The following is a 26,968-nucleotide window of genomic DNA, read 5'->3' on the forward strand; positions in this document are numbered from 1 at the left end:
AACGACGCTCGGGCGGTCACGCTGCCGGCTCGTCGACCGCGGGCAGCGTCACGGAGAACGTCGAGCCCTCGCCGGGTTCCGACTCGACCCAGATCTCCCCACCGTGGCGCTCGACGATTCGCTCACAGAGCGCCAGCCCGATGCCGGTTCCGTCGTACTCCTCGCGGCTGTGCAGGCGCTGGAAGACGTCGAAGACGCGGTCCTGATCCTCGGGGTCGATGCCGATCCCCTCGTCGACGACCGAAATCTCCCACATCGCTCCCTCGTACTCCGCGGCTTCACCGCTTCGTTTCGAGGCGCTACGCGCCTCGCACCGCTCGGCCTCGAGGTACACCCGCGGCGGCTCGTCGCCGCTGTACTCGAGGGCGTTCGACAGCAGGTTCTGGAACACCTGCCGCAGCTGGCTGGCGTCGCCCCGCACGCGAGGCAGCGGTTCGGTCTCGACCTCGGCGTCGGTCTCCTCGAGCTGGAGCGAGAGGTCGTCGAGGACGTCATCGAGCAGGCGCTCGAGGTCGACCGGTTCGAACGGATCGCCCCGCGTTTCGACCCGGGAGTACTCGAGGAGGCCGTCGATCATCTCGCGCATCCGATCGGCGCCGTCGACCGCGAACTCGAGGAACTCCTCGCCGTCCTCGTCCAACTCGTCGGCGTACCGGCGCTCGATCAACTGGAGGTAACTCGAGACCATTCGCAGGGGCTCCTGGAGGTCGTGGCTGGCCGCGTAGGCGAACTGCTCTAAGCGTTCGTTCGACTCCTCCAGTTCGCGCTCGCGCTGTCGGTGCTCGGTGATATCGCGAGCGATCGCGATCATGTACTCCTGATCGAGTTCGACGTGGGCGACGTTGACCTCCGCCGGGAAGGTCGTCCCGTCCTTCCGCACGTGTTCGCCCGTGATCGTCATCGATCCCTGCGCCTTCACGTCCTCGACGTGGGATCGCCAGTCTCCGATGTCGTCGAACACGTGGTCCATCTCGGGCACCGTCAGATCGAGCAGTTCCGCTCGGTCATAGCCGAGGCGACGGCAGGCCGTCTCGTTAGCGTCGAGGAACCGCCCCGACTGCGGATCGATCACCAGCACGCTGTCGTTGGAGTAATCGAGGAGCGTCCGGAACAGCTCGAGTTCCCGCTCGCGCTCCTTGCGCTCGGTGACGTCCCGGAAGTAGACCGACAGCCCCGTCTCCGAGGGATAGGCCCGGACCTCGAACCAGCTGTCGAGCGGCGCGGGATAGTACTCCTCGAACGAGACGGTCTCCTGGTCGTACATCGCGCGTTCGTACTCCGTCTTGAACTGCTGGCTCATCGCCTCTGGGAACTCGTCCCACACGTACTTCCCGACGAGCGTTCGCCCCTCGGGGTTGATCAGTTCGTGGGCGCGCTCGTTGAGGTACGTGAAGTTCCAGTCCCCGTCGAGGGCGAAGAAGGCGTCCGAGATGCGGCCGTAGATCTCCTCGAGCTCTCGCCGCGTCCGCTCGTTCTCGAGCGCCGACGCGAGGACGTTCGCGACGCTCCGGAGGAAGGTGGCGTCGCGGTCGGTGAACTCGCGGCGCTCGGTCGCGTACGTTCCCAGTACGCCCCACGGGTCGTCGACCGAGCCGACGATCACGCTGACGCCGCTGGCGACGCCGTGGTCGGCGAGCAACGCGGGCTCGGAGAGCCGTTCCTCGGTGCGGATATCGTCGACGACGATCGGCGCCTCGGTCAGGAGCGTGACCCCCGCCTGCGAGTCCGGGTCCGCGGGCACCGTCGCTGAGCCGACCAGTCCCTCGCGCCAGCCGACGCCGTCGCGCAGGAAGAGTTCGTCGCCCTCGGGCAGCAACTCGAGCAGCTCCACGTACTCGGTCTCGAGGACGTCCGAGACGGCGACGACGGCCTCGTGGAGCAGTCGATCGAGATCGTCGGTCTCGAGGGCTCGCTGTCCGAGCTCCGCGACGACTTCCTGTTGCCGAACCCGACGACGGAGCTCCGCGTCGGCCTCGGGCGTCGAATCCATTACCGACGTATAGGGGTGAGCCGTGGGTAAAACCTTCTATCGCACTGTCATTATTTCGAGAATATTCAGTATATTGACCCGTGTCGGACGGGGAATCGTCGGAACGAGAACCGGCGTCCGTCCCTCCGCTGCGTCGACGATCGATCGTCCGCGCCGAACTCGGAGTGAACCGTGGCGGTGACCGTTCGCTAGGCCGACGAGTAGTCCGCCTTGCCCTCGTCCTCGCTCATTCGGACCCAGTACACGCGGGTGTACGGCAGGTGAATGTAGCCGTCGTCGAGTTTGATCCGAAGGCCCTGAACCTTGCCCGAATCGGTGATGTTGCCGGCGTCGACCGTTTCCTCGGCGGTCCCGTCCGGTCCCTCGTATGCGACTGTCGCCATGGCAGAGGAAGCGCAGCCGTGCCAATAAGACGCATGCAAGCGAATTCGGGCCCTCGGTCGCAGTCGTTCCGGGCGGAGCCGGACGTCAGTCCTCGCCGTCCGCGTCCGCCCAGAGCGGGTAGAGATCGTCCTCGATCGGATCGGTGATCGACTCGCCGTCGAGCACGAGCGCGGGGTCGCCCTCGCCGACCGTTCCGATCTCGCTCCCCTCGAGACCGGCCGCCTCGAGCGCCGCGAGACAGTCCGCGACGTCGTCGCTCGGAACCGTCGCGAGCAGCGCCCCGGAGCCGAAGATCCGCAGCGGATCGACGCCGGCGGCCTCACACAGTTGCGCCGTCTCCTCGCGGATCGGGATCGCCTCGCGATCGACGTCGAGTCGGACGCCCGACGCGCGGGCGATCTCGAGCAGGCCGGCCGCGACGCCGCCCTCCGTGGGGTCGTGCATCGCGGTCGCGTACTCGCGGACCGCGCGGGCGTCGGGGACGACGCTGATCTCGTCGACGAAGGCCGCGGCGCGCTCGCGGACGGCGTCGTCGACTCCGAGGTCGTCGCCGAAGTCGGCCGCGAGGATGGCCGTTCCCTCGAGCCCCGCGGCCTTCGTGATGACGACGCTGTCGCCGGGTTCGGCGCCGCCGGTCGGGACGAACGAGTCGGCGGTCCCCATCGCGGTCAGCGACAGGAGGGGACGCTCGAGCTGGTCGACGTACTCCGAGTGGCCGCCGACGATCGTCGCGCCGACGTCTCGGGCGGCCGCGTCGAGGTCGCCGGTGATCGCCTCGAGGTCCGTCTCCTCGTCGGGGAGCATGATGACGACGGTCAGCCACCGCGGGTCGGCGCCGGAGGCGGCGACGTCGTTGCAGGCGATCGGCACCGCGAGGGAGCCGACGCCCTCCGCGGCCAGCGAGATCGGGTCGGAGCTGACCACGAGGGTCTCGTCGCCGCCGAACGGGGCGATGGCGGCGGCGTCCTCGCCGTTGGCCGGCCCCTGGAGGACCGTCTCGTCGTCGGTTCCCGTCCGCTCGAAGACGTGTGCGAGCAGGTCGTCCGGACTCACCTTGCCGGGCATACCACGAACTCCGTCGATCCGCGGTTTGTAGCTGTCGAAGGAAGCGGTGACGTCGACGGAGCGGAAGACCGCTCAGGCGTCGGGCGCCACCGCGTCCATCGTCCGCCGGATCTCGTCCTCGTCGGCGCCCCGCGGGAAGCTGACCGCGACGGCGTCGATCCCGTCGACCGCCTCGTAGCGTTCGAGTTGCTCCCGAGCAGTTTCGGGGTCGCCGAACGCACAGAGATCGTCGAGGATGTTCTCGTCGACCAGTTCGAGGGCGCGCTCGCGGTCGCCGTCCTGCCAGGCGTCGTGGACCTCGACGGCCTCGTCGTACCCCTGGCGCTCGAGGGCGTCCCGGTAGAAGGTGCCCATTCCGCCGACATAGAAGGCGACGTGCTGACGGGCGAGCTCGCGGGCCCGTTCGGTGTCCTCGAGCGCACAGCAGGTGACGCCGGCAGTGATCCGTACCTCGTCCGGGTCGCGGTCGCCGAGTTCGGCGCCGCGCTCGATGTCTTCGACGCGGTCCGCCATGCCCTCGGGCGTGAGCATGATGCCGTGCCAGCCGTCGGCGAACCGACCGGCGAGTTCGACGGCCTTCGGTCCCATTCCGGTGACCTCGACCGGCGGCTGGGGGTCCGGGGCCTCACAGCGCAGCCGGAAGCCCGAGAGCTGGAAGTCGTCGCCGTCGTACTCGACCGTCTCGCCCGACAGGACCTGCCGGACGATCTCGACGGTCTCACGGGTTCGCCTGAGCGGGTTGCCGTACTCCATCCCGTGCCAGTTCTCGATCACGACGGGGCCGCTGGGCCCGAGGCCGAGTCGGAATCGCCCGTCGGAGACCTCCTGGAGCGTCGCCGCCGTCTGGCCGAGCAGCGCCGGCGATCGGGAGTAGGTGTTGAGGATGCTCGAGCCGATATCGATCGAGTCGGTCCGTTCGGCCATCGCCGTCAGGACGGTGACGCCGTCCCGCCCCCACGTCTCGGGGAGCCACGCGCAGTCGTAGCCGCCCTCCTCCGCGCGTTGCGTGTAGTCGACGATCGAGTCGACGGTCGGCTGGGCCGCGACCGGCAGGTGAACGTCTCGGTCTGTCATCGTTGTGCACAGACCAGCGCCGTCCTTTTGGGTGTATGGGAATTGGCAGCACGATCACTCCCGTTTACGGATCGCCTCCGGCGGACGGGCGGTCGTCGTTCGGCCATCTGCTCCCGACGGAGCGCGCTGGCGAACCACAAGGTTCCGTTCGCTACGCGGTGAGCGGCTCACCGACGGAATTCGGCGGCCGCTCCTCGACGGGAACGGTGAAGTAAAACGTCGATCCATCGCCCGGCGCCGACTCGACCCAGATGTCTCCGTTGTGGCGCTCGACGATCCGTTCGCAGAGCGCCAGGCCGATGCCCGTTCCGTCGTGCTCGTCGGGGGGATGGAGGCGCTCGAACACCTCGAAAACGCGGTCGGGTTCGTCCGTGTCGATGCCGATTCCCTCGTCGCGGACGGCGATCTCCCACTCGTCCCCGTCCCGCTCGGCCGAGACGCGTACGCGGGGCGGCTCCTCGCCGCTGTATTCGATGGCGTTGTCCAGCAGGTTCCGGAACACCTGTCGAAGCTGCTCTCCGTCGCCGTAGACCTGCGGGAGCGAGTCGACCGCGATCTCGGCGTCGCTCGCTTCGATTCTCGGCCGGAGGTCAGCGCGGACGTCGCTCAGGACGGTATCCAGCTCGACGGCCTCGAACGTGTCCGTCTCCTTGTCGACCCGGGAGTAGTCGAGCAGGGCGTCGATCATTCCGCGCATTCGATCGGCGCCGTCCACCGCGAAGTCGATGAACTCCCGGGCCTCGGCGTCGAGTTCGTCGGCGTACCGGTTCTCGAGCAGTCGGAGGTAACTCGAGATCATCCGAAGCGGTTCCTGCAGGTCGTGAGAGGCGGCGTAGGCGAACTGCTCCAACCGTTCGTTCGATTCCCGCAGATCGCGTTCGTACGCGACTCGTTCGGTGACGTCCGTGCAGGTGAGCACGGCTTTTCGCCGCTCGTCGTCCCGCAACGGTTTGCCGCTGATCAGTAGCCACACGCGCTCGCCGTCGGCTCGCTCGAACCCGATCGGACCCTCGTGAACGGTCTCCCCGTGCTCGACGATTCGATAGGACGGACTCTCCTCCGGAGCGAGCGGCGTCCCGTCCAACCGGATCGGATCGAACAGGTCCGTGCGCTCCTCGTAGCCACCGATAGCGTCCGACGTGTACCCGAAGAGGTCCCGAATCTGATCGTTGAGGAAATCGAACGCGCCGTCGCCGTCGAGCGTCGCGATCCCGATCGGCGCCGTCTCGACGAGTTCCTCGATGAAGTTCCGTTCCTCGCGCAGCGCCTGCTCGCTCCGCTCGGCTTCCGCCGCGCGCGTGAGAGCCCGTGCTTCCATCACTCCGACCCCCAGACCGGCGATACTACCGACCGCCGTCTGCAGACCGATCTCCCGTATCGGGTCGCCGAGGGTGGCCTCGGGATTGAGCGCGAGCAGGCCGGTGACGCCGAGCAGCAGTACCAGACCACCGAAACACCAGCCGACGATGCGCGGATACCGATCGGGCGGGAGATCGCTTCGTCGTATCCGATACCCCCCGTAGAGGAGGACGACGGCGGGTCCGGCGAAGAGAACGAAATCGGCGAGCGCTTCCCTGACGGAGCTATCCGCCATCACGTCCTCGCTCACCTGAACTGCTCCCACGAGGACGAACAGTCCCCCGAGCGCCGAGACGAAGCGGATTCCGTTCGCGGTCGCGAAACGCCTCCACGGGGACATACCGTCCGTTGCCATCCATCGAGTTGTGAATGTTGGGATCGATGCGGCCGTTTCCAATAGGGCGCGACGGCGTCCCCGTCCGCTGGCCGTGAGGAGGCGGAGTCGATCGAACGGAGACGGGCGATCCTAGACGTCGCTCTCTTCGCTGATCTGCGGGACGCCCTGGGCCGTGATCGTCTCGCCGACGATGTACGACGAGGCCGGACTCGCGAGGAACTGCGCGAGGTCGGCGATCTCCTCGACGGTACCGATGCGGCGGGCGACCTCCTCGCGGTCGATGTTGTCGGCGGAGACGCCCATCTGGCTCTCGACGCCCGGCGTGGCGACGAAGCCGGGAGCGATGCAGTTGACGCGGACGTCGTCGTCGGCCCACTCGTAGGAGAGCGTCGTCGTGAGGTTGATGACCGCGGCCTTGGCGGCGCCGTAGGGGCTCATCATCGGCGAGCCCCGCTGGCCGGCGACGCTGGCCAGGTTGATCACCGAGCCGCCGCCGTCCTTGAGGTGCTCCGCGGCGGCGTGGGTACAGTGGTACGTGCCGTTGACGTTGATGTCGATGATCGTCTCCCAGCCGTTCGGCGAGATGTCGTCGAAGTCGGCCATGAAGGAGGCGCCGGCGTTGTTGACCAGCACGTCCAGCCCGCCGAACTCCTCGACGGTCGCCTCGACCAGCGCCTCGACGGCGTCGCGGTCGGTCACGTCGCATTCGACGGCCAGCGCCTCGCCGGGGCGCTCGCTCTCGTTGATCTCCTCGGCGACGGGGTCGACGTTCTCCTGTTCGCGCGAACAGACGACGACGTCGACGCCGTCCGCGGCGAACCGCTTCGCGATGCCCCGCCCGATGCCGCTCGAGGAGCCCGTGACGATGGCGACGTCGCCGTCGACGCTGAACTGCTCGGTGCTCATCCGCGATCACCCGTGACTCGCTGTTTCGCTTCCATTGTTAGTTCCACTCGAGTATACGCAGAGTTTGTTAATAAAGGTGAGCACAGACACCGTACCGTTAAGTGAGTGGCAACCGGTGACACGGATACGCAGACAGCGGCGGGTCGGGCGCGGAGCTCTCCGGCGACGGCTCGCGAACTCTCAGCTATGACAGACGACACCCCTCAGAACGATCCGACGGACGAAGATTCGGACGACGCACCGTCGAACGAAGCTCCGGACGACGTACCGCGGTACGGACCGAACCGACAGCAGGAGGTCTACAGCCGCGGCATGCTCGAGGACGAACCGCCCGAGTTCCCCGTTTCCTACGAGGACCTCGTCGAGCGCGCCCGCGAGGAGCTCGACGAGGAGGCGTTCGCCTACGTCGCCGGCGGCGCCGGCTCCGAGTCGACGGTCCGGGCGAACGACCGCGCCTTCGAGAAGTGGCAGATCGTCCCTCGAATGCTGCGGGACGTCTCGAGTCGCGACCTCTCGGTCGAACTCTTCGGCACCGAGTACCCCGCACCCGTCCTGCTCGCGCCGATCGGCGTCCAGGAGATCCTCCACGAGGAGGCCGAACTCGCCGTCGCCCGCGCGGCCCGCGAGTTCGAGATTCCGATGGTCCTGAGCTCCGTCTCCTCGCACACGTTCGAGGACGTCGCGGACGAACTGGGCGACAGCCCCGGCTGGTTCCAGCTCTACTGGAGCGCCGACCGGGACGTCGCCGCGAGCTTCCTCGAGCGCGCCGAGGACGCGGGCTACGAGGCCGTCGTCGTCACGCTCGACACGCCGAAGATGGGCTGGCGCGAGCGGGACATCGAACTCGGCTATCTCCCCTTCCTCGAGACCCACGGCCTGCAGAACTACTTCGCGGATCCCGCGTTTCGGGACCGACTCGAGGCCGATCCCGAGGACGACCCCGTCTCGGCGATCCTCTCGTGGAAGGAGTGTTTCGGCGACGCCTCCCTGACGTGGGACGATCTCGAGTGGCTCCGCGAGCAGACCGACCTGCCGATCGTTCTCAAGGGCGTGCTCCACCCCGACGACGCCCGCGAGGCGGTCGATCGGGGCGTCGACGGCCTGATCGTCTCGAACCACGGCGGCCGACAGGTCGACGGCGCGATTCCGGCGCTCGACGCGCTGCCGGACGTCGTCGACGCGGTCGACGAGGCCACGGAGGCCGACGAGGAGTTCTCAGTCCTCTTCGACAGCGGTATCCGCCGCGGGAGCGACGTCTTCCGGGCGGTCGCGCTCGGCGCCGACGCGGTCCTGCTGGGCCGGCCTTACGCGCTCGGCCTCGGTATCGGCGGCGAGGACGGCGTGCGCGCGGTTCTCGCGAACCTGCTGGCCGACGTCGACCTGACGGTGGGCCTCTCGGGGTGTGCGAGCATCGACGAGGTCGACCGCTCGACGGTACGGAGGGCCGAGCGATGAGCGGGGACGACGTCGGTACCGGTGACGGCAGCGATGCGGGCGGTGCCGACACCGACGCCAGCACCGCGCCCCCGGAGTGGGAGGCCGTCTTCTGGGACATCGGCGGCGTCATCCTCGACCTCGAGTCCGTGCAGGGCGCCCACGCGGCGTTCGTCGAGGGCCTGGTCGACCAACACGGCCTCGAGCTGAGCGTCGAGGAGGCCGTCGACGTCTGGCGGACGGCCGTCGGCGACTACTTCCGCGAGCGCGACGGCACCGAGTTTCGCTCGGCCCGCGAGGGGTACGCGAAGGGGGTCGAAGCCCTCGTCGGCGAGGAACTGCCCCGCGAGACGTGGGAGCCCGACTTCGAGGAGACCGTCAATGCATCGATCGAACCGATCCCGGGCGCGCCGGAGACGATCGAGGCCCTCGCCGAGCGCGACCTCCACGTCGGCGTCATCAGCGACGTCGACGACGAGGCGGGAAAGGAGATGCTCGAGCGGTTCGGCGTCCGCGAGCAGTTCGACTCGATCACGACCTCGGAGGAGGTCGGCCGGACGAAGCCCGATCCCGTGATCTTCGAGACGGCCCTCGAGAAGGCCGGCGTCGCCCCCGAGCGATCGCTGATGATCGGCGACCGGTACGACCACGACGTGAGGGGCGCCGACGAGGTGGGAATGCACGGCGTCGCGTTCGGCGCCGAGGACGGCCCGGCCGTCTCCTATCGGATCGAATCGCCCGAGGAGGTGCTCGAAATCGTCGACGGGACGTGACTCTCGCGCTCGCGCCTCCGCGTCCGCGTCGTCCGCCGGCCGCTGTACTCTCGACGGAGATCGAACCGCTCGCGACCGTCGCGACCGTGCTGATTGATAACTCTCACCTCATGAACATTGTAAGAAAGAGATTCCAGCGAAACTATTTTCGTAAAGGAGAGAGGCGTTAGTACTGTCCACGAATGTCGAGCGCGCATCGCGATCCGACGGAGTTCGCCGCATCGTCACCCCTCACGCCATGAGCGACGAGTACTACGACCGACTGGTCGACGAAGACGCGCTGGTCGCGTACCTCTCCGAGCACCTCGGGGAGGTCGACGACTACGAGATCGAGCGCCACCAGGAGGGCCACTCCAACGAGACGCTGTTCGTCACCTGGGGCGGCGAGGAACTGGTCATCCGGCGGCCGCCGCCGGGCGAGACCGCCGACACCGCCCACGACGTCCTCCGGGAGTACCGGGTGACGAAGGCGCTTTCCGACACGGACGTCCCCGTCCCCGAGACGAAGGTGGCCTGCGACGACCACGACGTCATCGGCAGCGACTTCTACGTGATGGAACGCCTCGAGGGCGACGTCCTCCGGGAGGAGGAACCCGAGCGGTTCGCCGACCCCGACCACCGCCGTCGGATCGGTGAGGATCTCGTCGACACGCTGGCGAAGATCCACCGGCTGGACTACGAGGAGATCGGCCTCGGCGAGTTCGGCCGACCCGCGGGCTACACCCAGCGCCAGGTCGACCGCTGGGGCAAGCAGCTCTCGTGGGCGTTCGAGGTCACCGAGGACGAGCGCGAGGTGCCCGACCTCTACGACGTCGGCGACTGGCTCCAGGAGAACGTCCCCGAGGACCACCCGCACTCGCTGGTCCACGGCGACTACAAGTTGGACAACGTGATGTTTGCACCCGGCACGCCGCCGGCGCTCAACGCCGTCTTCGACTGGGAGATGGCGACGCTGGGCGACCCGCGGGCCGATCTGGGCTGGATGCTCTCCTACTGGCGCGATCCGAAGGATCCCGACCCCGAGATTCCGGAACTGGTCACGCGGTTCATGGAACGCGAGGGCTACCCGACCCGCGTCGAACTCGTCGACCGCTGGGAGGAGCTGACCGGCCTCGAGTTCGAACGCGAGCGGTTCTACCGGACGCTCGCGGTCTACAAGCTGGCCGGCCTCGGCGAGATGTTCTTCCGCCGGCACCTCGAGGGCAACGCGGACAACCCGCTGTACCCGAAGATGGAAGACCGCGTGCCGGCGCTGGCCGCGCGGGCGAAACGGATCCTCGAGGGCGACGAACCGCTGTAGCTGGGCCCCGAACGGCAATTTCGCTTTTCGGGGCGTGCGTTTCTCGAGCGAGATCCGTCCGGTCGTCCAGCGGCCGTATTGGCCGCTATCGGCCCGAATCGGCTGGGGAAGGCGTGGAACCATCGCCGCCGCGTTGCGTTCGAACGGCAGGCCGTAGATATGCGATCGTCGTCGAGAGTGTGGACGACTTACCGTCGCGACGGGGAGTTTCGTGACCGTTCAACCGCGCGCGACGGACGGCCACAGCGTTATCCCGCTCGCAGTCGTAACTTCGAGGATGGCAGACGATAAAAAGGGCCGAAACAAGCAAGCGGACGACGAGGAGCGACGCCAGCGAGAGCGAGAACTCCAGGAAGCGCGCGACCGCGGCGATGAACCCGAACCGGTAGACGCCGCGCTCGAGGACGCACTCGACGATCTGGACGACAACCTCGAGGACCGCGAGTACCCGACGACGGCCGACGAACTCGTCAGCGCCCACGGAGACCGCGAGATCGAGACGGAGGACGGATCGAAACGCCTCGAGGACGTGTTCGATCCGGTCGACGACGAATCGTACGACTCCGCCGACGAGGTTCGGAATCGGATTCGAGAACTGACTGACCGCTGACCGGGTGATCGATCGCTGAGCGGAGCGGCCGACTCGAGCGGACCCACGAGCAGTCACAGCCCGCGAAAGTAAACTCGACTCAATATTACTTCCGTTCATCGAGAAACCGAATCGACGAACGCACTGTACAACCGAAGACAACGCGCTTAACATTGCTAAGCAAGTGTCGGTGGTATTAAGACGATTCCGAGCGACACCATGACTATGTCACTCGACAGCATCGACCGCGTCGCCGTGCTGGGCGCGGGGAACATGGGACACGGGATCACCGAAGTGACCGCGATGGCCGGCTACGACGTCACGATGCGCGACATCAAAGACGAGTTCGTCGAGGACGGCTACGAGTCCATCGAGTGGAGCCTCGAGAAGCTCGAGGAGAAGGAACTCATCGACGAATCGGCCGAGACGGTCCTCGAGCGAATCGACACCACGACGGATCTCGAAGCGGCCGTCGCCGACGCCGACCTCGTCATCGAGGCCGCCCCCGAGGACCTGGACCTGAAACACGACATCTTCTCGGACCTCGAGGAGTACACCAGCGAGGACACCCTGCTGGCGACCAACACCTCGAGCCTGCCGATCACGGACATCGCGGAGGCCGTCGATACGCCCGAGCGCGTGCTCGGTCTGCACTTCTTCAACCCGCCGGTGAAGATGGACCTCGTGGAGGTCATCTACGGGCAGGACACGAGCGACGAGGCGGCCGAGGCCGGCTACGAGTGGGTCGAGTCGATCGGCAAGACGCCGATCTACGTCCGCAAGGACGTCCGCGGCTTCGTCGTCAACACGATCGTTGGCCCGTTCGGCGGCGAGCCCGCGTTCATGGTCTCGAACGGCGAGGCGACGATCCGGCAGGCCGACGCGACGATGGTCCACGAGCGGGGCTATCCGATGGGACCGTTCGAACTCGCCGACCTGACCGGCATCGACGTCGGCTACCACGTCCGTAAGGAGGGGGGGAGTCCGATTCCGCCGATCACGGAGGAGAAGGTCGAGGCCGGTGAGCTCGGCCAGAAGACCGGCAAGGGCTTCTACGACTACGAGGACGGCGACGGCGCCGACTACGAACCCGAGGACGCGGGCGACTTCGACTGGCTCCGCGTCGAGGCCCGCATGATCAACCGCGCCGCGTTCCTCGTCGGCGAGGACGTCGCCACTCCCGAGGAGGTCGACACCGGCGTCCAGCTCGGGCTCGGCTTCCCCGAGGGCATCTGCCGCCGCGCGGACAAGATCGGCCTCGACGAGGTCTTAGAGAAACTCGAGACGCTCCACGAGGAGACGGGCGCCGACCGCTTCGAGCCCCACCCGTACCTCGAGGAGCTCGTCGCTGAGGGCGAGACCGGCGAGGACGCCGGCGCGGGCTTCTACGACTACGGCGACGACGAACTCGGGCCCTACCACGACCTGAACTACGACCTCGAGGACGGCGTCCTGCAGGTCGAACTCGACCGCCCCTCGCGGATGAACGCCCTCTCGGGAGACCTGCTCGCGGAGATCGACGACCTGTTCTCGTCGATCGACACCGACGAGGTTCGGTGTGCGACCATCGAGGGCACGGGCGACCGCGCGTTCAGCGCCGGCGCCGACATCTCCGAATTCAGCGACGCCGAGCCGACGGACCTGATGGACGTCACCCCCGCGTTCGAGACGGTCAACGATTTCCCCCGTCCCGTCCTCGCGAAGATCGACGGCTTCTGTCTCGGCGCCGGACTCGAACTCGCGCTCGCCTGCGATCTGCGCGTCGCGACCGAGCGCTCCGCGTTCGGCGCCCCCGAGATCACCCTCGGGCTGATCCCCGGCGGCGGCGGCACCCAGCGGCTCCTCCGCGTGCTCGGGGAGACCCGCGCGAAGGAACTGGTCTTCCGCGGCAACCACATCGACGCCGACCGCGCCGAGGAGTGGGGACTGATCAACCGCTCGGTCGAGCGCGACGACTTCGACGATACCGTCGAGGAGTTCGTCTCCGACCTGCGAAACGGCCCGCCGATCGGCCTCGAGGTCGCCAAGAAGGTCATGAACGAGGGCCAGGACGCGAGCATGGAGGCCGCCCTCACGATGGAGAGCCAGGGCTTCGGTCTGCTGTCCAGCACCGACGACGTGCTCGAGGGCACGACGGCCTTCGCCGAGGACCGCGATCCGGAGTTCGAGGGCGAGTAACGGGATGCAGGAGTCAAACGACGCGACCGATGCAACCGATGTCCCCGATACGGACGACGCCACCGGCTGGCCCGAGTGGCAGTCGTTCGTCGACAGCCACGGCTACCTCTCGTGGCTCGACGTCCGCGTCGAGTCCCTCGAGGAGGGCCGTGCAGTCCTCGCCATCGACCACGACGAGGAGTTCGAGAACCCGGTCGGCAACGACGGGTACGACCCGATCCACGGCGGCATCGTCGCCACGCTGATCGACACCGCCAGCGCGTTCGCGCTTCGCTCGACGTTCGACGACCCGAGCGGGGCCGGGTTGACGACGACCGACCTCAACGTCTCGTATCTCCGGCCGGCGACCGGCGACCTCCGGGCCGAGGCGGAGGTCGTTCGCGCCGGCAAGACGTCCGGCGTCACGCGGGTGTCGGTCACCGGCGCCGACGGCGAGGCGGCCGTCGGCCGGACGACCTATCGCCTCTTCCGGAGCGGCGGCGCCGAGAGCGCGGCTGATCGCTGACTCGGCGCAGTCGTTGGCCGGTACGGGACCGGCCCGGCCCCCGCTGACCGACGTGGAGTCGACGAAAGACGGGATGGGACCCGCGTACTACTCGGTCTGATCGCTGCGCAGGTCCTCGTAGATCTGCGGGTCGGTCCGGAACTTGAGCACGTTGTGGACCGAGGAGTTTCGGATGTTCGCGATGACGTCGCCGTGTTTCTTGTAACAGTCGTGGATCCACTTCGAGATCTGCTCGGAGCTCCGGAACATCATGACGGTCTTCCACTGGTACTCCCCGTCGGAGAGGAAGTAAAACAGCGTGTGTTTGCTGCCCTGAATGTACTCCATCGCGTCGCGCCACCCGTCCTCGAAGTGTTCGGTGTTGAACTTGAACTCGAACAGCGCGAAGGTGTAGTACTCTTCGTTGGGGATGATCGCCTCCCTGAACACGCCCTCGTCGCGCATTCGGCGGATCGACTCGCTGACGGTGACGTGCGAGACGTCGATGTCGTATTCGGACTTGAGGACGCTCGTCAGTTCTCGCGAGGAGAGCTGTGGGTCCTTCGAGAGCTCACAGAGGATGGCGATGTCGCGATCCTTGAAGTCCCAGTTCGGTTGGTCGTCATCAGTCATATAAGTGGTCTGTTTTATACGCTGGCATTATGTTTCCATTCATTTCAGAAAGTCGAGCAGGCGGTCGCCGTAGGCGTCCGATCGGTCCTCGGGGACCCAGTGATAGGCGTCCGACAGCGGTTCGAGCGTGGCGTCGTCGATGTCTTCGGCCAACCGCTCGGCGTAGTCGTAGGGTTGCATCACGTCGTCTTCGCCCCACAGCAACAGCGTCTCGGCCTCGATCGCACCGTAGTCGATCTCGGTCGTGTGGTTCGTGTTCGTCGCGACGGCGTCGCGGACCAGCGACACGTGACCCGCGTCGGTCAGCCACGGGGCCTTCATCCCCGCGACGAACTCCGGATCGGCCTCGCCGTAGGCGCCGTCGACGAACGCCGACTCGAGGCGGGCCTCGAGCTCCTCGCGCTCGAGGTCGGCCGTCGACGGGAGTCCGAGGGTCGAGACGAACTCGACGGGCCAGGAGTCGTAACAGACGGCGTTCGAGAGCACGAGCTGCTCGACGGCGTCCAGGTTGTGCGCGGCGAACCGCAGGGCGACCCCGCCGCCGATGTCGTGGGCGACGAGGACGACTCGGTCGATACCGAGGTCCTCGAGCAACCCCTCGAGCATCGCCTCCTGGGCGCGGATCGAGCGGTCGAAGCCGTCGTGCATCGCGGAGTTCCCGTAGCCGACCATGTCCGGCGCGATCGTCCGGCGCTCCTCGGCGACCGCGGGGACGATATCGCGCCAGAGGAACGACCAGGTGGGGATGCCGTGGAGGAAGACGACGGGCGGTTCGTCGTCCGCGCCGTCCGCCGCTGGGCCGTCCTCGTGGTAGGCGACCTCGAGGTCGTGGCCGTCGACGGTGACGGTGGTCGTCGCCTGCTCGTCGCTCCACGTCTCGTGGTCGACCATCTAGCCACCTCCGCTCGCGGTTGCGAGCGCCGAAACGGGCCGACCGTCCGAAATCGTTCGTGCCTCCGACTGTGCCATACACCCGATTTGGTTTCCATTGTAAAGTTAGTTTGGGACCACGGTTTCGGACCGCCGACCGACGAACGTGTGGGATCTACTGTCTATCATGCTGGCAGAATAATATTTTAGGTGGTAGGAATAGTATAGTGTCTTAGAGAAATTATGTGTAGCGTTGAGCGAGAGTCGAATTGAATTCGACGAAACGATAGTCGATAGCGGACCCCTCGGTCGTACGAGCTGGAACCGATAGCTGCGTGGTTCAGGCGTACCACGCGGCGAATCGAGGCGAAACGGACTGGAAGCGAGATTCGGATCACCGGATGTAATACGATCATCGTCTCGGAGACGAGATAACCACCGACACCGGCTTAATCGCCTCACTCGTAGCCGATAGGCGCGCGATCGACGTCTCTTCTCGCGGATCGCTGATCGATGTATACGGCGACGTGGTGCCCGTTGTATCGAGTTCACTTCGACCAGAATACCATATTAGTGACTATGAAGAATATATGATATAGTCGCTGTCGGATAGCCGCTCTCGTGTCGGAGCGGGAACGGTGGTCACGTGAAGTTTCGGAGAGGCGATCGGACGCCGGTAGCGACGGAACGCCGGCAGCGAATCAATGGAAAGCGAGCGCTGGATAATTCGGGACCAGATCTCATGCGCTGCGGTCGGATAGCTATCGATCTCGCATCGCCGTGGTCGCCACCGAGTATCGGACCGAGGCAACGAACCGACTGTGATCGGACAGTTTCGATGGCCGGATCGATACGGATGCGATTCCGACGAACGGGTCCGAACCGATGGCCTCCGTCGGCGACGCCGCGTTCTGCGCGCTATTCCTTTCGTTTGATGAGGAACTTCATGTCGCCCTGAAACACGACGGTGTCGTCCTGGTTCGTCATCTCGGTGTCGAGGACGACGATCCCGGCGTCGTCGTGTTCGACGTCCTTCTTCTCGCTGACCTCCATCTCGAGCGAGAGCGTGTCTCCGATGTAGACCGGATTCGGGAGATCCATGTAGTTCATCCCGAGGAAGGCGTACGCGGTGCGCTCGACGATCCCGGTTCGGTAGACGAAGCCCGTCGCCTGGACGAACGTCATCGGACCGTGAGCGATTCGGCCGTCGAAGGGACCGTCCTCCGCGTACTCCTTGTTCGTGTGCAGTTCGGTCCAGTCGCCGGCCAGCGCCGAGTGCATGACGAAATCGCTCTCCGTGACGGTTCGGCCGACGCTCTCGAACTCCTGGCCCGGTTCGAAGTCCTCGAAGTGATGCGGCTCGTAGCTATATGCCATACGTGAACGTCCCTCTCATGACACAAATAATTTACCTCAGTGATGGGTAACAGAGACGCGACCGAGATCGATGCGAGTCCGCGATCGATGCTGCTCGAATCGATGACCCTACTGCCGGGGCGTCCGTACACCACGGAGATATCACTACGGTCGGTCGACGCTGTCGGCGTCGGTTCCGACGCGACCGGTCGACTCCCTCGCGTGTCCGATCGACGGTGCGACTCGACGCGACGTCCCGAAGTGGCTATCTGTGGTCGTACACGCGTTTCACTTTGCCGACCTTCGTGCGCTCGATACTGCCCGGTTCGACGACGTTCAGTTCGTCCGGCGTAAACGAGAGGACGTTCGATAACCGAGTGAGGATTCGGTCTCGAAGCTCCGCGACGTCGCCGTCGAACCCCTCTTCCAGTTCGATCGTGAGTTCGAGGGTGTCGAGCGTGTCCTCGCGATCGAGGTCGATGCGGTAGTAGGGCGCGACCGCCTCGAACTCGAGGACGACGGCTTCGATCTCGCTGGGATAGAGGTTGACGCCGCGGACGATGATGAGGTCGTCGGCGCGGCCGGTGACGTTGTCCATTCGGACCATCGTGCGGCCGCACTCGCATTCCGCAGACGTGAGCGTAGTGAGGTCGCCGGTTCGGTAGCGGAACACGGGCAAGGCCTCCTTCGTGAGCGTCGTCAACACGAGTTCGCCCTCCTCGCCCTCCGGAAGGGGTTCTCCCGTCTCCGGGTCGACCACTTCGGGATAGAAGTGGTCCTCCCAGATGTGCAGTCCCTCCTGCGCTTCGTGACACTCGTTGGAGACGCCGGGACCGATGATCTCGGACAGCCCGTAGATGTCGATCCCCGTGACGTCGAGGCGCTCCTCGATCTCCTCGCGCATCGGATCCGTACAGGGTTCCGCCCCGAAGATCACCGTCGACACCGGCAGCTCGCTGACGTCGACGCCCATCTCCTCGGCCGTCTCCGCGAGATACAGCGAGTACGACGGGGTACAGGTGAGGACGTCGCTCTCCAAGTCCTGCAACAGCTCCACCTGCCGCTGGGTCTGCCCGCCGCCGATCGGGATGACCGTCGCGCCGAGTTCCTCGATCCCGTAGTGGAGGCCGAGCCCCCCCGTGAACAGGCCGTAGCCGTAGCCGTTCTGGACCGTTTCCCCCGGTTCGACGCCGGAGGCGGCGAGACACCGGGCGACGACTTCGCTCCACACGTCCAGATCGTCCTCGGTATAGGAGACGATCTTGGGTTTGCCCGTCGTGCCCGAGGAGGCGTGGATCCGCCGGACGTCGGCGTCGTCGACGGCGAAGAGGCCGTCGGGGTACTCGTCGCGGAAGTCCTCCTTCGTCGTGAACGGGAGCTTCTGGATATCGTCGACCGTCTGTACGTCCTCCGGCGCGATGCCCGCGGCGTCGAGTTCCCGACGGTAGTAGTCGACGTTCTCGTAGGCGTGGCGCACGGTTTCGCGGAGCCGTTCGTTCTGTAGCTCCCGGATCTCCGACCGGGGGGCTGTCTCTATCTGCTTATAACTCATCCTCACTCAACAATCCGCAGTCCCTCGATAAAAATCATGTGGTGGTTACACATACCACTGAGAAACAACAGAATTGACAGGAGGAACCGACCGAGACCCTCGTCGGGCAGCGAACGATGCAGTCGTCCGAGTCCCGTCGCGACGCCCGTCGAACCCGCCGCACATCGCCGCCAGACCGAACCGCGCCGCTACGGACGCACCGGTCGCTCCGCGGGCGGCAACCGGACCGCCTCGACGATCGGTTCGTCGAACGACAGTCGCATTCGGAGCTCGTTCCCGCTCCGGTCGATCGTCTCGAACCCCATCCGGCGGTAGACGTGGACGGCGCGTTCGTTCGCCGCATCGACGTCGAGTACGAGCGCCTCGTGGCCGGCGTCGGCCGCGCGGGCGACGACGTGTCGACAGAGCTCGCTCCCGATACCGCGGTCGTGATAGCTCGGATCGACGAACACGACGAACTGCGGTTCCCGACTCGAGCGCGGCGAGTACGCCGCGTGACCGACGATTCGTCCCTCGGACGCGGCGACGACGTTGGTGCCGCGCTCGAGCAGCCCCTCGAGCCAGTCTTCGATCCGATCGCGGGTCGCCGGCGGGAGTCCCATCGACCGGTGGCGATCGGGATAGTCGACGTACATCGAGACGAGGTCATCGAATCGAGACGCCGAATACGGGACGACGAGGACGGGGTCGCCGTGCCTGTCGATAAACCGCGGGCAGCGCGGCGGGCAGTCAGCCGTTCCGGTACAGTGCTCGGGGTTCCAGACGGGGCAGGCATCGGTCGACATGGGCGTTCACGTCCGAAACTGAGGCGCCCCTGAACCACAATACCACACCCCGTATATCTGCGGTGTTTATCCCGCAGCGGGGGACTGTGCGATCTCCTCGAGCCCCGTTCCCGTTCGTCGTTGCGGGTCGGACGACAGTCGGCGGTCACTCGTCGGGGCTGACGGTGACGACTGGCCTGTCGGTTCCGAGGATGACCGACTGGGTCACGCTCCCGAAGAGCACTTTCCCCGTCGGCGTCCGTTTCCGGCCGGCGAGACAGATCATGTCGACCTCCATCTCGTCGGCCGCCGCGATGAGTTCCGACGCCGGGTCGCCGCTCGTCTCGTAGTACTCGTAGTCGACGCCGCTCTCGTCGAAGACCGTAGCGGCGTGGCGGACGCCGGCGAGTTGCTGGACAGAGAGCCCCTCCGGGTTCTCTTGGAACACGTGCGCGAGGACGGCCGTGATCTCGTCGGACGAACCGGGAAGCGATTCGATCGTCGACGCCTGTGCTCGCGCGCGATTTTCGTCGGTATCGAGTCCGACCAGTATCCGAAACATATCTCGCGAATAGACACCATTTCACATAATATTCCGGTTCGTTCCCGCACGGTGGGTCGTCAGAGCGGACACCTCGGCCGTCCGTTCGTCGAATGCGACCGGAACGAAATCGACGAGCGTCGGCGGATATCCGGACTCGACGGGCCGCTCGAGTCCCGATCCGACCTCGAGGGCCGAACGGCGGTTCGACGGGCGCATTCGTCAGTATACTTGCCACAACCGGGGACGGATCGTCGCGGGATATCGGCGACGACGACCTATAAAACCGCCATAAAACGGGGTCGATTTTTATAGGATGGTGTAATCTACTGGAGGTATGGTTCGGGATAACAGGCCGCGTGGCCGGAGACGTGACGTACTGAAAGCAATTACCGCTGGTAGTACGATCGGGATATCCGGACTGGCCGGTTGCGTCGGCGATCCGGACGAGCTGGGTGGCGGGGACGACGAGAACTTCGACACGGTGCAGTTCGGCGTTCTCGAGCCGAGGACCGGCGAGTTCAGCTCCCTCGCGAAGGAACATTACCAGGGAACCGAACTGGCGATCCGGCAGATCAGCGACAGCGACGAGTACGACTTCGCGATCGAACACGAGGAGTACGACACGCAACTCGACCCGGCGACGGCGACCCAGCAGGCCCAGCAGGCGGTGCAGTCCGACGGCGCGCAGTTCATCAGCGGCTGTATCTCGAGTTCGGCCGCGCTCGCGATCAACAGCTTCGCTGCCGATAACGAAGTCGTCTACACGCCCGGAGCGGCGGATATCTCGATCACGGGCGAGAACTGCAACGAGTACGTGTTTCGGTTCGAGACGAGCACCGCACAGATCGCGGAGGTGATGGCCCAGTGGACCGCCGACGAACTCGGCGATCGGATCGTCTATCACATCGCGGACTACGCGTACGGCGAGTCGGTACTGAACGAAGTCGAGACGCGAATGGAGTCGATCAGCGACTCCTACGAGCGGGTCAACGTAACCCGGTCGGATCAGGGCTCGACGAACTTCGAGGCGTTCATCAGTCAGATCGCGGACGTCAGCGACGAGGCCGACGCGCTCGTCGTGGGGATGACGGGTGCCGACCTCGCGATTTTCCTCTCGCAGGCCAGTTCGCGCGGCCTGCCGGACGAGATCCCCATCGTGACGACGACCGGATCGTTCCGGGCCGTACGGGCGGGCGGCGGGGCGGGAGTGTACAACACCTACAGCGGCGTCCGGTACGTTCCGGAGCTCGAGACCGGAGACAATCAGGAATTCGTCGAGGCCTACGAGAACGAGTACGACGCCCCGCCGGACAACTTCTCGCGCGTCGGCTACGAATCGATCCGTATGGTCGCGAACGGCATCCGCGAGGCGGGGTCGCGCGCTCCCGCGACGGTCAGGGAGACGCTCTCGGGCATGGAACACGACACGATCTTCGGCTCCAACCAGTTCCGGCCGTGCGACCAGCAGGCGATGAATCCGGTCTGGATGGGCGAGTGCGTCGAACCGGATTCGGGGGAGCTCGCCGACGTCGAACTCCTGACCCAACTCTCCGGTGAAGAGGCCGCACCCAGCTGCGAGGAGACCGGCTGTGAACTGTAACACGCCCATGAGGAACGTCATTCGATAACCAATGGTTGGTGGAATCTTACAACAACTGGTCGACGGGCTGACGATCGGCGTGGTGTACGTCCTCTTGGCCGCCGGGCTGTCGGTCATCTTCGGCGTCATGCACGTCATCAACTTCGCTCACGGCGAACTGTTCGCGCTGGGCGCGTACTTCGCCCTGGCGCTGATCGCGCCGTTCGGCGGGACGGCGTTTTTCGCCGCGTTGTTCGTCGCACCGCTGCTCGTCGGTCTCCTCGGCGTCGCGATCGAACGGTACACGGTGCGACCGTTGTACGGACGGAATCCGCTGTACCACATTCTGTTGACGTTCGGGCTGGTGCTGGTCATCAACGACCTGATCTACCTGATCTGGGAGCCCGGCAACGTCAACCTCCCGACCCCGGCGGTCCTCTCGGGAACGATCGACGTCGTCGGACTCAACGCCAGCGTGTACAACATGTTCGTCATCGTCTTCGGCGCCGCGATGGCGCTCTCCGTCTGGGCGACGCTCGAGCACACGAAGTACGGTCTGATTATTCGTGCGGGTTCCCAGGACCGGCAGATGGTCCGGAACCTCGGTATCGATATCGATCGCTACTATTCGCTGGTCTTCGGAATGGGGGCGGCGCTCGCCGCGGTCGCCGGGATCATCCTCGGCGGCTACCAAACGGTCAGCCCCGAGATGGGGATGTCGGTCATCATTCCGGCGTTCGTCATCGTCGTCCTCGGCGGCCTGGGCAGCTTCAAGGGGGCCGTCGCCGGCGGGCTCCTCGTCGGCATCATTCAGACGCTCCTGCGGACGTACGCGCCGATCCTCGAGGGAATGGTGATCTTCCTGCTGATGATCGGGATTCTCCTCGTCCGGCCCCGCGGACTGTTCGGAGTCGAGATGGAGGAGGAAGGCGGCGAACTGCTGACCGGATCCGGCGGCGTCCTCGACGATCGGACCCGGAAGCGGGTCGGACTCGCGGCGATCGGGCTACTCGCCGTGATCCCGCTCGGGGCGGGGACGTTCTATTCGACGTACACGGTCACGCTCGTGATCGAGATTCTCGTCTGGGCGCTGTTCGCGCTCAGTCTGGACTTCGTGATGGGGTACACCGGACTGGTCTCGCTCGGTCACGCGCTGTTCTACGGGCTCGGCGCGTACGCCGTCGCGATCGCGTTACTGCACGTGAGCCAGTCGGCGTTCGTCGCGATCGCGCTCGCGATCGTCATCTCCGCGGCCATCGCGTGGGTCGTCGGTTACCTCTCGATCCGCGTCTCCGGCGTCTACTTCGCGATGATCACGCTCGGCTTCGCCGAACTGTTCTACAACATGCTGTACCGACTCGAGATCACCGGCGGCTCCGAGGGGTTGTTCGGGATCTCGACGTACTACGGGATCGCCGGGACGGGAGTGGCGCTCGACGAGATCGGTCTCTTCGTCGGTCCGGTCGCCCTGACCGGGCAGTCGCTGTTCTACTACATCGCGTTGACCGCCCTGATCGGGTCGTTCCTCCTCACCCGACGAATGCTCAACTCGCCGTTCGGGTCGGTCCTCAAGTCGATCCGCGAGAACGAACAGCGAGCGACGTTCCTCGGTTACGAGACGACCCGGTACAAACGCCGCGCGTTCGTGGTCAGCGGGGCGCTGGCCGGCCTGGCCGGCGGGCTCTTCACGCTCAACTCGGGGTACGCGGCGCCGTCGTTCGCCTACTGGCTCCACTCCGGCGAGGTGATCGTGATGGTCATTCTCGGCGGGATGGGGACGCTCTACGGGCCAATCATCGGCGCGACCGTGTTCTTCGGCCTCGAGGAGATCCTCACCGACTTCACGCCGCGATGGCGACTGGTGCTCGGGACGATTTTCGTCCTGTTCGTGATCTTCCTCCCGCGCGGACTGGTCTCGCTTCCGGCTCGGCTCAAACCCCTCGTGACGAGGGATTCGGGTCGGGGCGCGGAACCGACCCCGGACGACTCGGGCGTCAGAGGTGACGACTGATGGCTACGGAACCGATCGAAACGGACGACCGAGGCGCGGACGAGACGATCCTCCGAACGGACGAGCTGGTCAAGAAATTCGGGCAGTTCACCGCGACCGATCGCGTCGATCTGACGGTCGAACGCGGCGAGTTCCGCAGTATCATCGGTCCGAACGGTGCGGGAAAGACCACGCTGTTCAACCTCGTCACCGGCGCGTTGCCGGTCACCGACGGCCGGATCTACTTCGACGGCGAGGACATCACGACGCTCTCGCCCGCGGAACGCGTCCGCCGCGGCATCGGCCGCTCGTTCCAGATTTCGAATATCTTCGGCGGACTCAGCGTCCGCGAGAACGTCAGGTTGGCGGCGCAGTCGATCGACCGTGATCGGTACGGGTTCGTCGAATCGCTGTTCAAACCGACCGACCGGTACGACGGGATGAACGACCGGACCGACCGGATCCTCGAGCGCATCGGACTGAGCGACGTCGCCGACGAGGAGGCGAACGCGCTCGCGTACGGCGACAAGCGACGGCTCGAGATCGGCGTCGTCCTCGCGACCGAACCCGACCTGGTGTTGTTCGACGAGCCGACCGCCGGCATGAGCGTCGAAGAGACCAGGGAGACGATCGAGCTGATCGAAGACGTACTGGTCGACCAGACGCTGCTGCTCATCGAACACGACATCGAACTCGTCATGGAACTCTCCGACCGCATCACCGTGTTGAATCGCGGGCAGATCCTCGCGGAGGGGACGCCCGACGAAATCGCCGCGAATCAGGACGTCCAGGACGCGTATCTCGGGGGGATGATGGAATGAGCGCCGAACCGCTGCTCTCGGTCGACGCGATCGATTCGGGATACGGGGACACGCAGGTGCTTCGCGAGCTATCGCTCTCGATAGCCGAAGGCGAGGTCGTCTCGCTGGTGGGCCGCAACGGCGCCGGCAAGACGACGACGCTGCGGACGATCATGGGTATCCTCGAACCGTCGAGCGGCACCGTCCGCTATCGGGGCGAGGATATTTCGACGCTCGACGCGACGGAAACGGTCGCTCGCGGGCTCGCGCTCGTCCCCGAGGAGCGCCAGATCTTCCCCGAACTGACCGTTCGAGAGAACCTGCAGATCGCCGACTACGGCGGTGCGTCTGACGTCGATTCGCTGTCGATCGAGGAAGCCCTCGAGATGTTCGAGAACCTGAAAGCGCGGACGGCGAACGCCGGATCGTCCCTGTCCGGCGGCGAACAGCAGATGTTGGCGATCGCCCGCGCGCTCGTCGGCGGCGCCGATCTCATCCTGCTCGACGAGCCGACCGAGGGACTCGCGCCGTACATCGTCCAGGACGTGATGGACATCGTTCGCGAACTCAACGACCGGGGCATCACCGTCTTGCTCGTCGAGCAGAACGTCCACGTCTGCCTCGAGCTCGCGGACCGGAACTACGTCATCAATCAGGGCGAGATCGTCTACGAGGGGACCGCCGCGGAGCTCGAGGCGAACGACGAGATCCTCGATCGGTATCTCGGCGTCACCGCGTAATCGCCGCTCGAACGCGTTTTTCTGCGCGGTACCGTCTACAGCGCCGTCGTCTCGTCGGCACCGTGTCGGTGAACCGGTACGCGGAAAATCGGTGAACCGGTACGTGGAAAACAGTGGAACGCCCGCGACTGAAGTCGCGGGAGTAGTCACGGTTTGTACACGCGTCCTCGAAACGTCGCGATCCGATCGTCGGCCTCGTCCGTGACGACGACCTCGTACTCGGCCGTCCGACCGCCGCCGTGGGTCTCCGCCGCGGTCGCGGTGAGAACGGCGCCGACCTCGACGGCCTCGAGGTACGAGACGTTCGTCTCCAGTGCGACCGCGGTCTCCCCGTGGGAGTTCGACGCCGCGGCGAAGGCCGCGTCGGCCAGCGAGTAGATCGCCCCGCCGTGGGGCGTACCGTGGAAGTTCGTCAGGTCCTCGCTCACTTCGAGGCGAGTGCTCGCGGCCCCCGGCTCGAGGTCGACGAGTTCGATACCGAGGGTCTCGCAGTAGGCGTCGCTCTCGATGCGCCGACGAACCGTTTCGATGTCTGCCATACGGTATCACACCGATACGGAGGTAAAAGTATCTAGCGGCGGCTGAATCTCAGCTGAAAATCTGGCGGAACAGCGCCGCCTCGCCGCGTCGGAGTCGCTCGAGAAACGCCGATTTACTGATTCCGAGCTCGTCAGCGACCGCCTCCGACGAGACGCCCCGGGGGATAGTGAAGTATCCCATCTCGAGGGCCGTCCGAAGGCACTCCTCCTGGGCCGGCGTGAGGTTCCATCGGTTGCCGGGAGATTCCTTCGCTTCGGCCCGCATGGGATAGACGCGCTCGAGCGTGACCCCGACGGTCTCGCCGGCGGCCTCCATGACGCCCTTGAGGACGTCGCGACCGACGACCGCGCCGAAGATCATCGCCGCGCCGTCGCGGTATCGCAGCGTCTCGACGATGAGTCCGCCGTCGATCAGTCGGTGGACGACGCAGGGCTCTTTCGACAGGCAGCGGTACCGATAGCGGCCGTCGGTCCTCGAGACGTGCAGGTACGAGATCCGGTCGTCGTCGTCGAGCACTCGAGTGAGCCGCTCGCTCTTGGGCGAACTGAACTTAAGGAGATCGTAGCCGTCGCTGCGGTGCTGTGGCGGCTGCGCACCGATCTCGACGTCGACGTCCCGCGTCGCCTCCGAAAGCGGGCAATCGTCGTTCTGAACGCGGAATTCGACCGCGAGACATTCGTCGATCATGACGGATATGACCTCCGTTAACACCCGACAGTATTTAAAACCGCGTTATACGGCGGTCAACCCCTAAGGGTCTATCCGTCGTTCGTTCGGACGAAACGATGGACTTGGAGACTGCCAAAGAACGCGCGGGGCCGCGGGAGTTCAGCCCCGCCGACGACCTCCCCGAGGAGTACCGGAAAGCGGCCACGCGGATGATCGAGTTCCACGCGAACAGCGAGATCATGGGCGCGTACTTAGAGCGCCCGTTCATCCGTCAGGCGCCGAGTATCGATCGCAAGCTGGCGTTCTCCGCGAAGGTGCAAGACGAGATCGGCCACGGACAGCTGCTCTACCGCGCCGCCGAGTCGCTGGGCGTCAAGACGCGCGAGGAGATGCTGGACGACCTCGCCAACGGCGACGGGAAGTTCTTGAACTGCTTCCACTATCCGATGGAGGACTGGGTCGAGACGCCGATGATCGCCTTCTTCGTCGACGGCGCGGCGATGCGTCGGCAGGCGACGCTCCGACGGACCAGCTGGGAGCCGTACGCCCACGCGATGGACAAGGTGTGTTTCGAGGAGGGGTTCCACGTCAAACACGGCGAGGACATCCTCGCGGAACTCATGTCGGGCTCGAAGAAGGAACAGCGGATGACTCAGGAGGCCTTCGAGGAGTGGTGGCCCCGCATCATCCAGTTCTTCGGTCCGACCGACGACAAGAGCACCCACCACGACTTCGCGGCCTCGGTGGGGCTCAAACAGCAGTCCAACGACCAACTGCGCAACGCGTTCCTCGACCAGTACATCCCCAAGGCCCGAAAGTACGGCCTCGAGATCCCGGACGAGCCCCGGATTCGCGAGCGGGACGACGGCACCTACGAGGTCGCGGAGGACGACCTCGACTGGGACGAGTTCTTCACGATCGCGAAGAACGACTACGAACCCGGTCTGGACCAGATCAACGGCCGTAAGGCCGCACAGGAGGCCGTTCAGTGGGTCCGCGATACGATCGAGGGAGACGCTTCCGCCGCCGGCGGCCACGCGCCGCAGGCGGCCGACTGA

Annotated in this window: 25 protein-coding genes; 11 read left to right on the forward strand and 14 right to left on the reverse strand. The window is 65.7% G+C overall.

Translation table 11 applies throughout. The annotated features are described in order from the left end of the window. Positions 1-16: 16 nt before the first annotated feature. The 6 genes from WD430_RS11860 to WD430_RS11885 all read right to left on the reverse strand — a co-directional run bounded on the left by WD430_RS11860 (position 17) and on the right by WD430_RS11885 (position 7,115). Positions 17-1,990: an ATP-binding protein gene (locus WD430_RS11860; protein WP_339102655.1), complete on the reverse strand. Its 1,974-nt coding sequence runs from the start codon at positions 1,988-1,990 to the stop codon at positions 17-19. A 188-nt stretch (positions 1,991-2,178) separates the two neighbouring features. Further along, the gene (locus WD430_RS11865; RefSeq protein ID WP_339102656.1) at positions 2,179-2,373 is read right to left on the reverse strand and encodes a hypothetical protein; all 195 of its coding nucleotides are present in this window, start codon (positions 2,371-2,373) and stop codon (positions 2,179-2,181) included. Positions 2,374-2,458: 85 nt separating this feature from the next. Continuing rightward, positions 2,459-3,439, reverse strand: a complete 981-nt coding sequence (locus tag WD430_RS11870) for an AIR synthase family protein (protein ID WP_339102657.1) — start codon at positions 3,437-3,439, stop codon at positions 2,459-2,461. Between the two features lie 72 nt (positions 3,440-3,511). Continuing rightward, a complete protein-coding gene (locus WD430_RS11875; RefSeq protein ID WP_339102658.1) occupies positions 3,512-4,513 on the reverse strand; it encodes a TIGR04024 family LLM class F420-dependent oxidoreductase in 1,002 nt (333 codons plus the stop codon). 151 nt (positions 4,514-4,664) lie between these two features. Then, a complete protein-coding gene (locus WD430_RS11880; RefSeq protein ID WP_339102659.1) occupies positions 4,665-6,212 on the reverse strand; it encodes an ATP-binding protein in 1,548 nt (515 codons plus the stop codon). Between the two features lie 126 nt (positions 6,213-6,338). Next, the gene (locus WD430_RS11885; protein WP_339102660.1) at positions 6,339-7,115 is read right to left on the reverse strand and encodes a glucose 1-dehydrogenase; all 777 of its coding nucleotides are present in this window, start codon (positions 7,113-7,115) and stop codon (positions 6,339-6,341) included. 186 nt (positions 7,116-7,301) lie between these two features. Here WD430_RS11885 and WD430_RS11890 point away from each other — a divergent pair, with 186 nt between their 5' ends. The 6 genes from WD430_RS11890 to WD430_RS11915 all read left to right on the forward strand — a co-directional run bounded on the left by WD430_RS11890 (position 7,302) and on the right by WD430_RS11915 (position 13,894). Next, on the forward strand, positions 7,302-8,570 hold the full coding sequence (locus WD430_RS11890) for a lactate 2-monooxygenase (RefSeq protein WP_339102661.1): 1,269 nt from the start codon (positions 7,302-7,304) through the stop codon (positions 8,568-8,570). Next, a complete protein-coding gene (locus WD430_RS11895; RefSeq protein WP_339102662.1) occupies positions 8,567-9,322 on the forward strand; it encodes an HAD family hydrolase in 756 nt (251 codons plus the stop codon). The genes WD430_RS11890 and WD430_RS11895 overlap by 4 nt, the downstream gene beginning before the upstream one ends. A gap of 238 nt (positions 9,323-9,560) precedes the next feature. Next, positions 9,561-10,622 (forward strand): phosphotransferase family protein, encoded by a 1,062-nt coding sequence (locus WD430_RS11900; protein ID WP_339102663.1) that lies wholly within the window; start codon positions 9,561-9,563, stop codon positions 10,620-10,622. A gap of 277 nt (positions 10,623-10,899) precedes the next feature. Further along, entirely contained in the window at positions 10,900-11,232 is a 333-nt protein-coding gene (locus WD430_RS11905; protein WP_339102664.1) for a DUF5789 family protein, read from the forward strand. 204 nt (positions 11,233-11,436) lie between these two features. After that, positions 11,437-13,389: a 3-hydroxyacyl-CoA dehydrogenase NAD-binding domain-containing protein gene (locus tag WD430_RS11910; protein WP_339102665.1), complete on the forward strand. Its 1,953-nt coding sequence runs from the start codon at positions 11,437-11,439 to the stop codon at positions 13,387-13,389. 4 nt (positions 13,390-13,393) lie between these two features. Further along, on the forward strand, positions 13,394-13,894 hold the full coding sequence (locus WD430_RS11915) for a PaaI family thioesterase (RefSeq protein WP_339102666.1): 501 nt from the start codon (positions 13,394-13,396) through the stop codon (positions 13,892-13,894). Positions 13,895-13,981: 87 nt separating this feature from the next. Here WD430_RS11915 and WD430_RS11920 read toward each other — a convergent pair whose 3' ends face one another. From WD430_RS11920 to WD430_RS11945, 6 genes are all read right to left on the reverse strand, one after another. Next, complete coding sequence (locus tag WD430_RS11920; protein ID WP_339102667.1) at positions 13,982-14,506, reverse strand: winged helix-turn-helix domain-containing protein; 525 nt, start codon at positions 14,504-14,506, stop codon at positions 13,982-13,984. 39 nt (positions 14,507-14,545) lie between these two features. Next, entirely contained in the window at positions 14,546-15,397 is an 852-nt protein-coding gene (locus WD430_RS11925; protein WP_339102668.1) for an alpha/beta hydrolase, read from the reverse strand. A gap of 897 nt (positions 15,398-16,294) precedes the next feature. After that, a complete protein-coding gene (locus WD430_RS11930; protein ID WP_008894191.1) occupies positions 16,295-16,753 on the reverse strand; it encodes a MaoC/PaaZ C-terminal domain-containing protein in 459 nt (152 codons plus the stop codon). Between the two features lie 244 nt (positions 16,754-16,997). Further along, entirely contained in the window at positions 16,998-18,284 is a 1,287-nt protein-coding gene (paaK, locus tag WD430_RS11935) for a phenylacetate--CoA ligase PaaK (protein ID WP_339102669.1), read from the reverse strand. Between the two features lie 188 nt (positions 18,285-18,472). Next, positions 18,473-19,069: a GNAT family N-acetyltransferase gene (locus tag WD430_RS11940; RefSeq protein ID WP_339102670.1), complete on the reverse strand. Its 597-nt coding sequence runs from the start codon at positions 19,067-19,069 to the stop codon at positions 18,473-18,475. A gap of 145 nt (positions 19,070-19,214) precedes the next feature. Next, positions 19,215-19,610: a universal stress protein gene (locus tag WD430_RS11945; RefSeq protein ID WP_339102671.1), complete on the reverse strand. Its 396-nt coding sequence runs from the start codon at positions 19,608-19,610 to the stop codon at positions 19,215-19,217. Positions 19,611-19,926: 316 nt separating this feature from the next. Here WD430_RS11945 and WD430_RS11950 point away from each other — a divergent pair, with 316 nt between their 5' ends. From WD430_RS11950 to WD430_RS11965, 4 genes are read left to right on the forward strand one after another with little or no spacing between them, the layout of a single operon-like run. Continuing rightward, the gene (locus WD430_RS11950) at positions 19,927-21,192 is read left to right on the forward strand and encodes an ABC transporter substrate-binding protein (protein WP_339102672.1); all 1,266 of its coding nucleotides are present in this window, start codon (positions 19,927-19,929) and stop codon (positions 21,190-21,192) included. A 31-nt stretch (positions 21,193-21,223) separates the two neighbouring features. Further along, positions 21,224-23,182, forward strand: coding sequence for an ABC transporter permease (locus WD430_RS11955; protein ID WP_339102673.1), 1,959 nt, complete (start codon positions 21,224-21,226; stop codon positions 23,180-23,182). Beyond that, entirely contained in the window at positions 23,182-23,982 is an 801-nt protein-coding gene (locus tag WD430_RS11960; RefSeq protein ID WP_339102674.1) for an ABC transporter ATP-binding protein, read from the forward strand. The genes WD430_RS11955 and WD430_RS11960 overlap by 1 nt, the downstream gene beginning before the upstream one ends. Then, the gene (locus WD430_RS11965; RefSeq protein WP_339102675.1) at positions 23,979-24,701 is read left to right on the forward strand and encodes an ABC transporter ATP-binding protein; all 723 of its coding nucleotides are present in this window, start codon (positions 23,979-23,981) and stop codon (positions 24,699-24,701) included. Before WD430_RS11960 ends, WD430_RS11965 begins: the two co-directional genes overlap by 4 nt. A 146-nt stretch (positions 24,702-24,847) precedes the next feature. Here WD430_RS11965 and paaI read toward each other — a convergent pair whose 3' ends face one another. After that, positions 24,848-25,240, reverse strand: coding sequence for a hydroxyphenylacetyl-CoA thioesterase PaaI (gene paaI / locus WD430_RS11970; protein ID WP_339102676.1), 393 nt, complete (start codon positions 25,238-25,240; stop codon positions 24,848-24,850). 49 nt (positions 25,241-25,289) lie between these two features. Then, complete coding sequence (locus tag WD430_RS11975; protein ID WP_339102677.1) at positions 25,290-25,928, reverse strand: helix-turn-helix domain-containing protein; 639 nt, start codon at positions 25,926-25,928, stop codon at positions 25,290-25,292. Positions 25,929-26,026: 98 nt separating this feature from the next. Between WD430_RS11975 and paaA the strand changes: the two genes are divergently transcribed. Beyond that, positions 26,027-26,968, forward strand: coding sequence for a 1,2-phenylacetyl-CoA epoxidase subunit PaaA (gene paaA, locus WD430_RS11980; protein ID WP_339102678.1), 942 nt, complete (start codon positions 26,027-26,029; stop codon positions 26,966-26,968).

It is taken from the genome of Haloterrigena sp. KLK7, assembly GCF_037914945.1.
Taxonomy (GTDB): Archaea; Halobacteriota; Halobacteria; order Halobacteriales; family Natrialbaceae; genus Haloterrigena; species Haloterrigena salinisoli.

Coding starts and splice junctions, on each gene's coding strand:
- WD430_RS11895 (WP_339102662.1), top strand. CDS start 8,567: ATGAGCGGGGACGACGTCGGTACCGGTGACGGCAGCGATGCGGGCGGT.
- WD430_RS11905 (WP_339102664.1), top strand. CDS start 10,900: ATGGCAGACGATAAAAAGGGCCGAAACAAGCAAGCGGACGACGAGGAG.
- paaA (WP_339102678.1), top strand. CDS start 26,027: ATGGACTTGGAGACTGCCAAAGAACGCGCGGGGCCGCGGGAGTTCAGC.
- WD430_RS11860 (WP_339102655.1), bottom strand. CDS start 1,990: ATGGATTCGACGCCCGAGGCCGACGCGGAGCTCCGTCGTCGGGTTCGG.
- WD430_RS11865 (WP_339102656.1), bottom strand. CDS start 2,373: ATGGCGACAGTCGCATACGAGGGACCGGACGGGACCGCCGAGGAAACG.
- WD430_RS11945 (WP_339102671.1), bottom strand. CDS start 19,610: ATGTTTCGGATACTGGTCGGACTCGATACCGACGAAAATCGCGCGCGA.
- WD430_RS11875 (WP_339102658.1), bottom strand. CDS start 4,513: ATGACAGACCGAGACGTTCACCTGCCGGTCGCGGCCCAGCCGACCGTC.
- WD430_RS11880 (WP_339102659.1), bottom strand. CDS start 6,212: ATGTCCCCGTGGAGGCGTTTCGCGACCGCGAACGGAATCCGCTTCGTC.
- WD430_RS11925 (WP_339102668.1), bottom strand. CDS start 15,397: ATGGTCGACCACGAGACGTGGAGCGACGAGCAGGCGACGACCACCGTC.
- WD430_RS11965 (WP_339102675.1), top strand. CDS start 23,979: ATGAGCGCCGAACCGCTGCTCTCGGTCGACGCGATCGATTCGGGATAC.
- paaK (WP_339102669.1), bottom strand. CDS start 18,284: ATGAGTTATAAGCAGATAGAGACAGCCCCCCGGTCGGAGATCCGGGAG.
- WD430_RS11910 (WP_339102665.1), top strand. CDS start 11,437: ATGTCACTCGACAGCATCGACCGCGTCGCCGTGCTGGGCGCGGGGAAC.
- WD430_RS11930 (WP_008894191.1), bottom strand. CDS start 16,753: ATGGCATATAGCTACGAGCCGCATCACTTCGAGGACTTCGAACCGGGC.
- WD430_RS11950 (WP_339102672.1), top strand. CDS start 19,927: ATGGTTCGGGATAACAGGCCGCGTGGCCGGAGACGTGACGTACTGAAA.
- paaI (WP_339102676.1), bottom strand. CDS start 25,240: ATGGCAGACATCGAAACGGTTCGTCGGCGCATCGAGAGCGACGCCTAC.
- WD430_RS11920 (WP_339102667.1), bottom strand. CDS start 14,506: ATGACTGATGACGACCAACCGAACTGGGACTTCAAGGATCGCGACATC.
- WD430_RS11955 (WP_339102673.1), top strand. CDS start 21,224: ATGGTTGGTGGAATCTTACAACAACTGGTCGACGGGCTGACGATCGGC.
- WD430_RS11890 (WP_339102661.1), top strand. CDS start 7,302: ATGACAGACGACACCCCTCAGAACGATCCGACGGACGAAGATTCGGAC.
- WD430_RS11960 (WP_339102674.1), top strand. CDS start 23,182: ATGGCTACGGAACCGATCGAAACGGACGACCGAGGCGCGGACGAGACG.
- WD430_RS11870 (WP_339102657.1), bottom strand. CDS start 3,439: ATGCCCGGCAAGGTGAGTCCGGACGACCTGCTCGCACACGTCTTCGAG.
- WD430_RS11940 (WP_339102670.1), bottom strand. CDS start 19,069: ATGTCGACCGATGCCTGCCCCGTCTGGAACCCCGAGCACTGTACCGGA.
- WD430_RS11975 (WP_339102677.1), bottom strand. CDS start 25,928: ATGATCGACGAATGTCTCGCGGTCGAATTCCGCGTTCAGAACGACGAT.
- WD430_RS11885 (WP_339102660.1), bottom strand. CDS start 7,115: ATGAGCACCGAGCAGTTCAGCGTCGACGGCGACGTCGCCATCGTCACG.
- WD430_RS11915 (WP_339102666.1), top strand. CDS start 13,394: ATGCAGGAGTCAAACGACGCGACCGATGCAACCGATGTCCCCGATACG.
- WD430_RS11900 (WP_339102663.1), top strand. CDS start 9,561: ATGAGCGACGAGTACTACGACCGACTGGTCGACGAAGACGCGCTGGTC.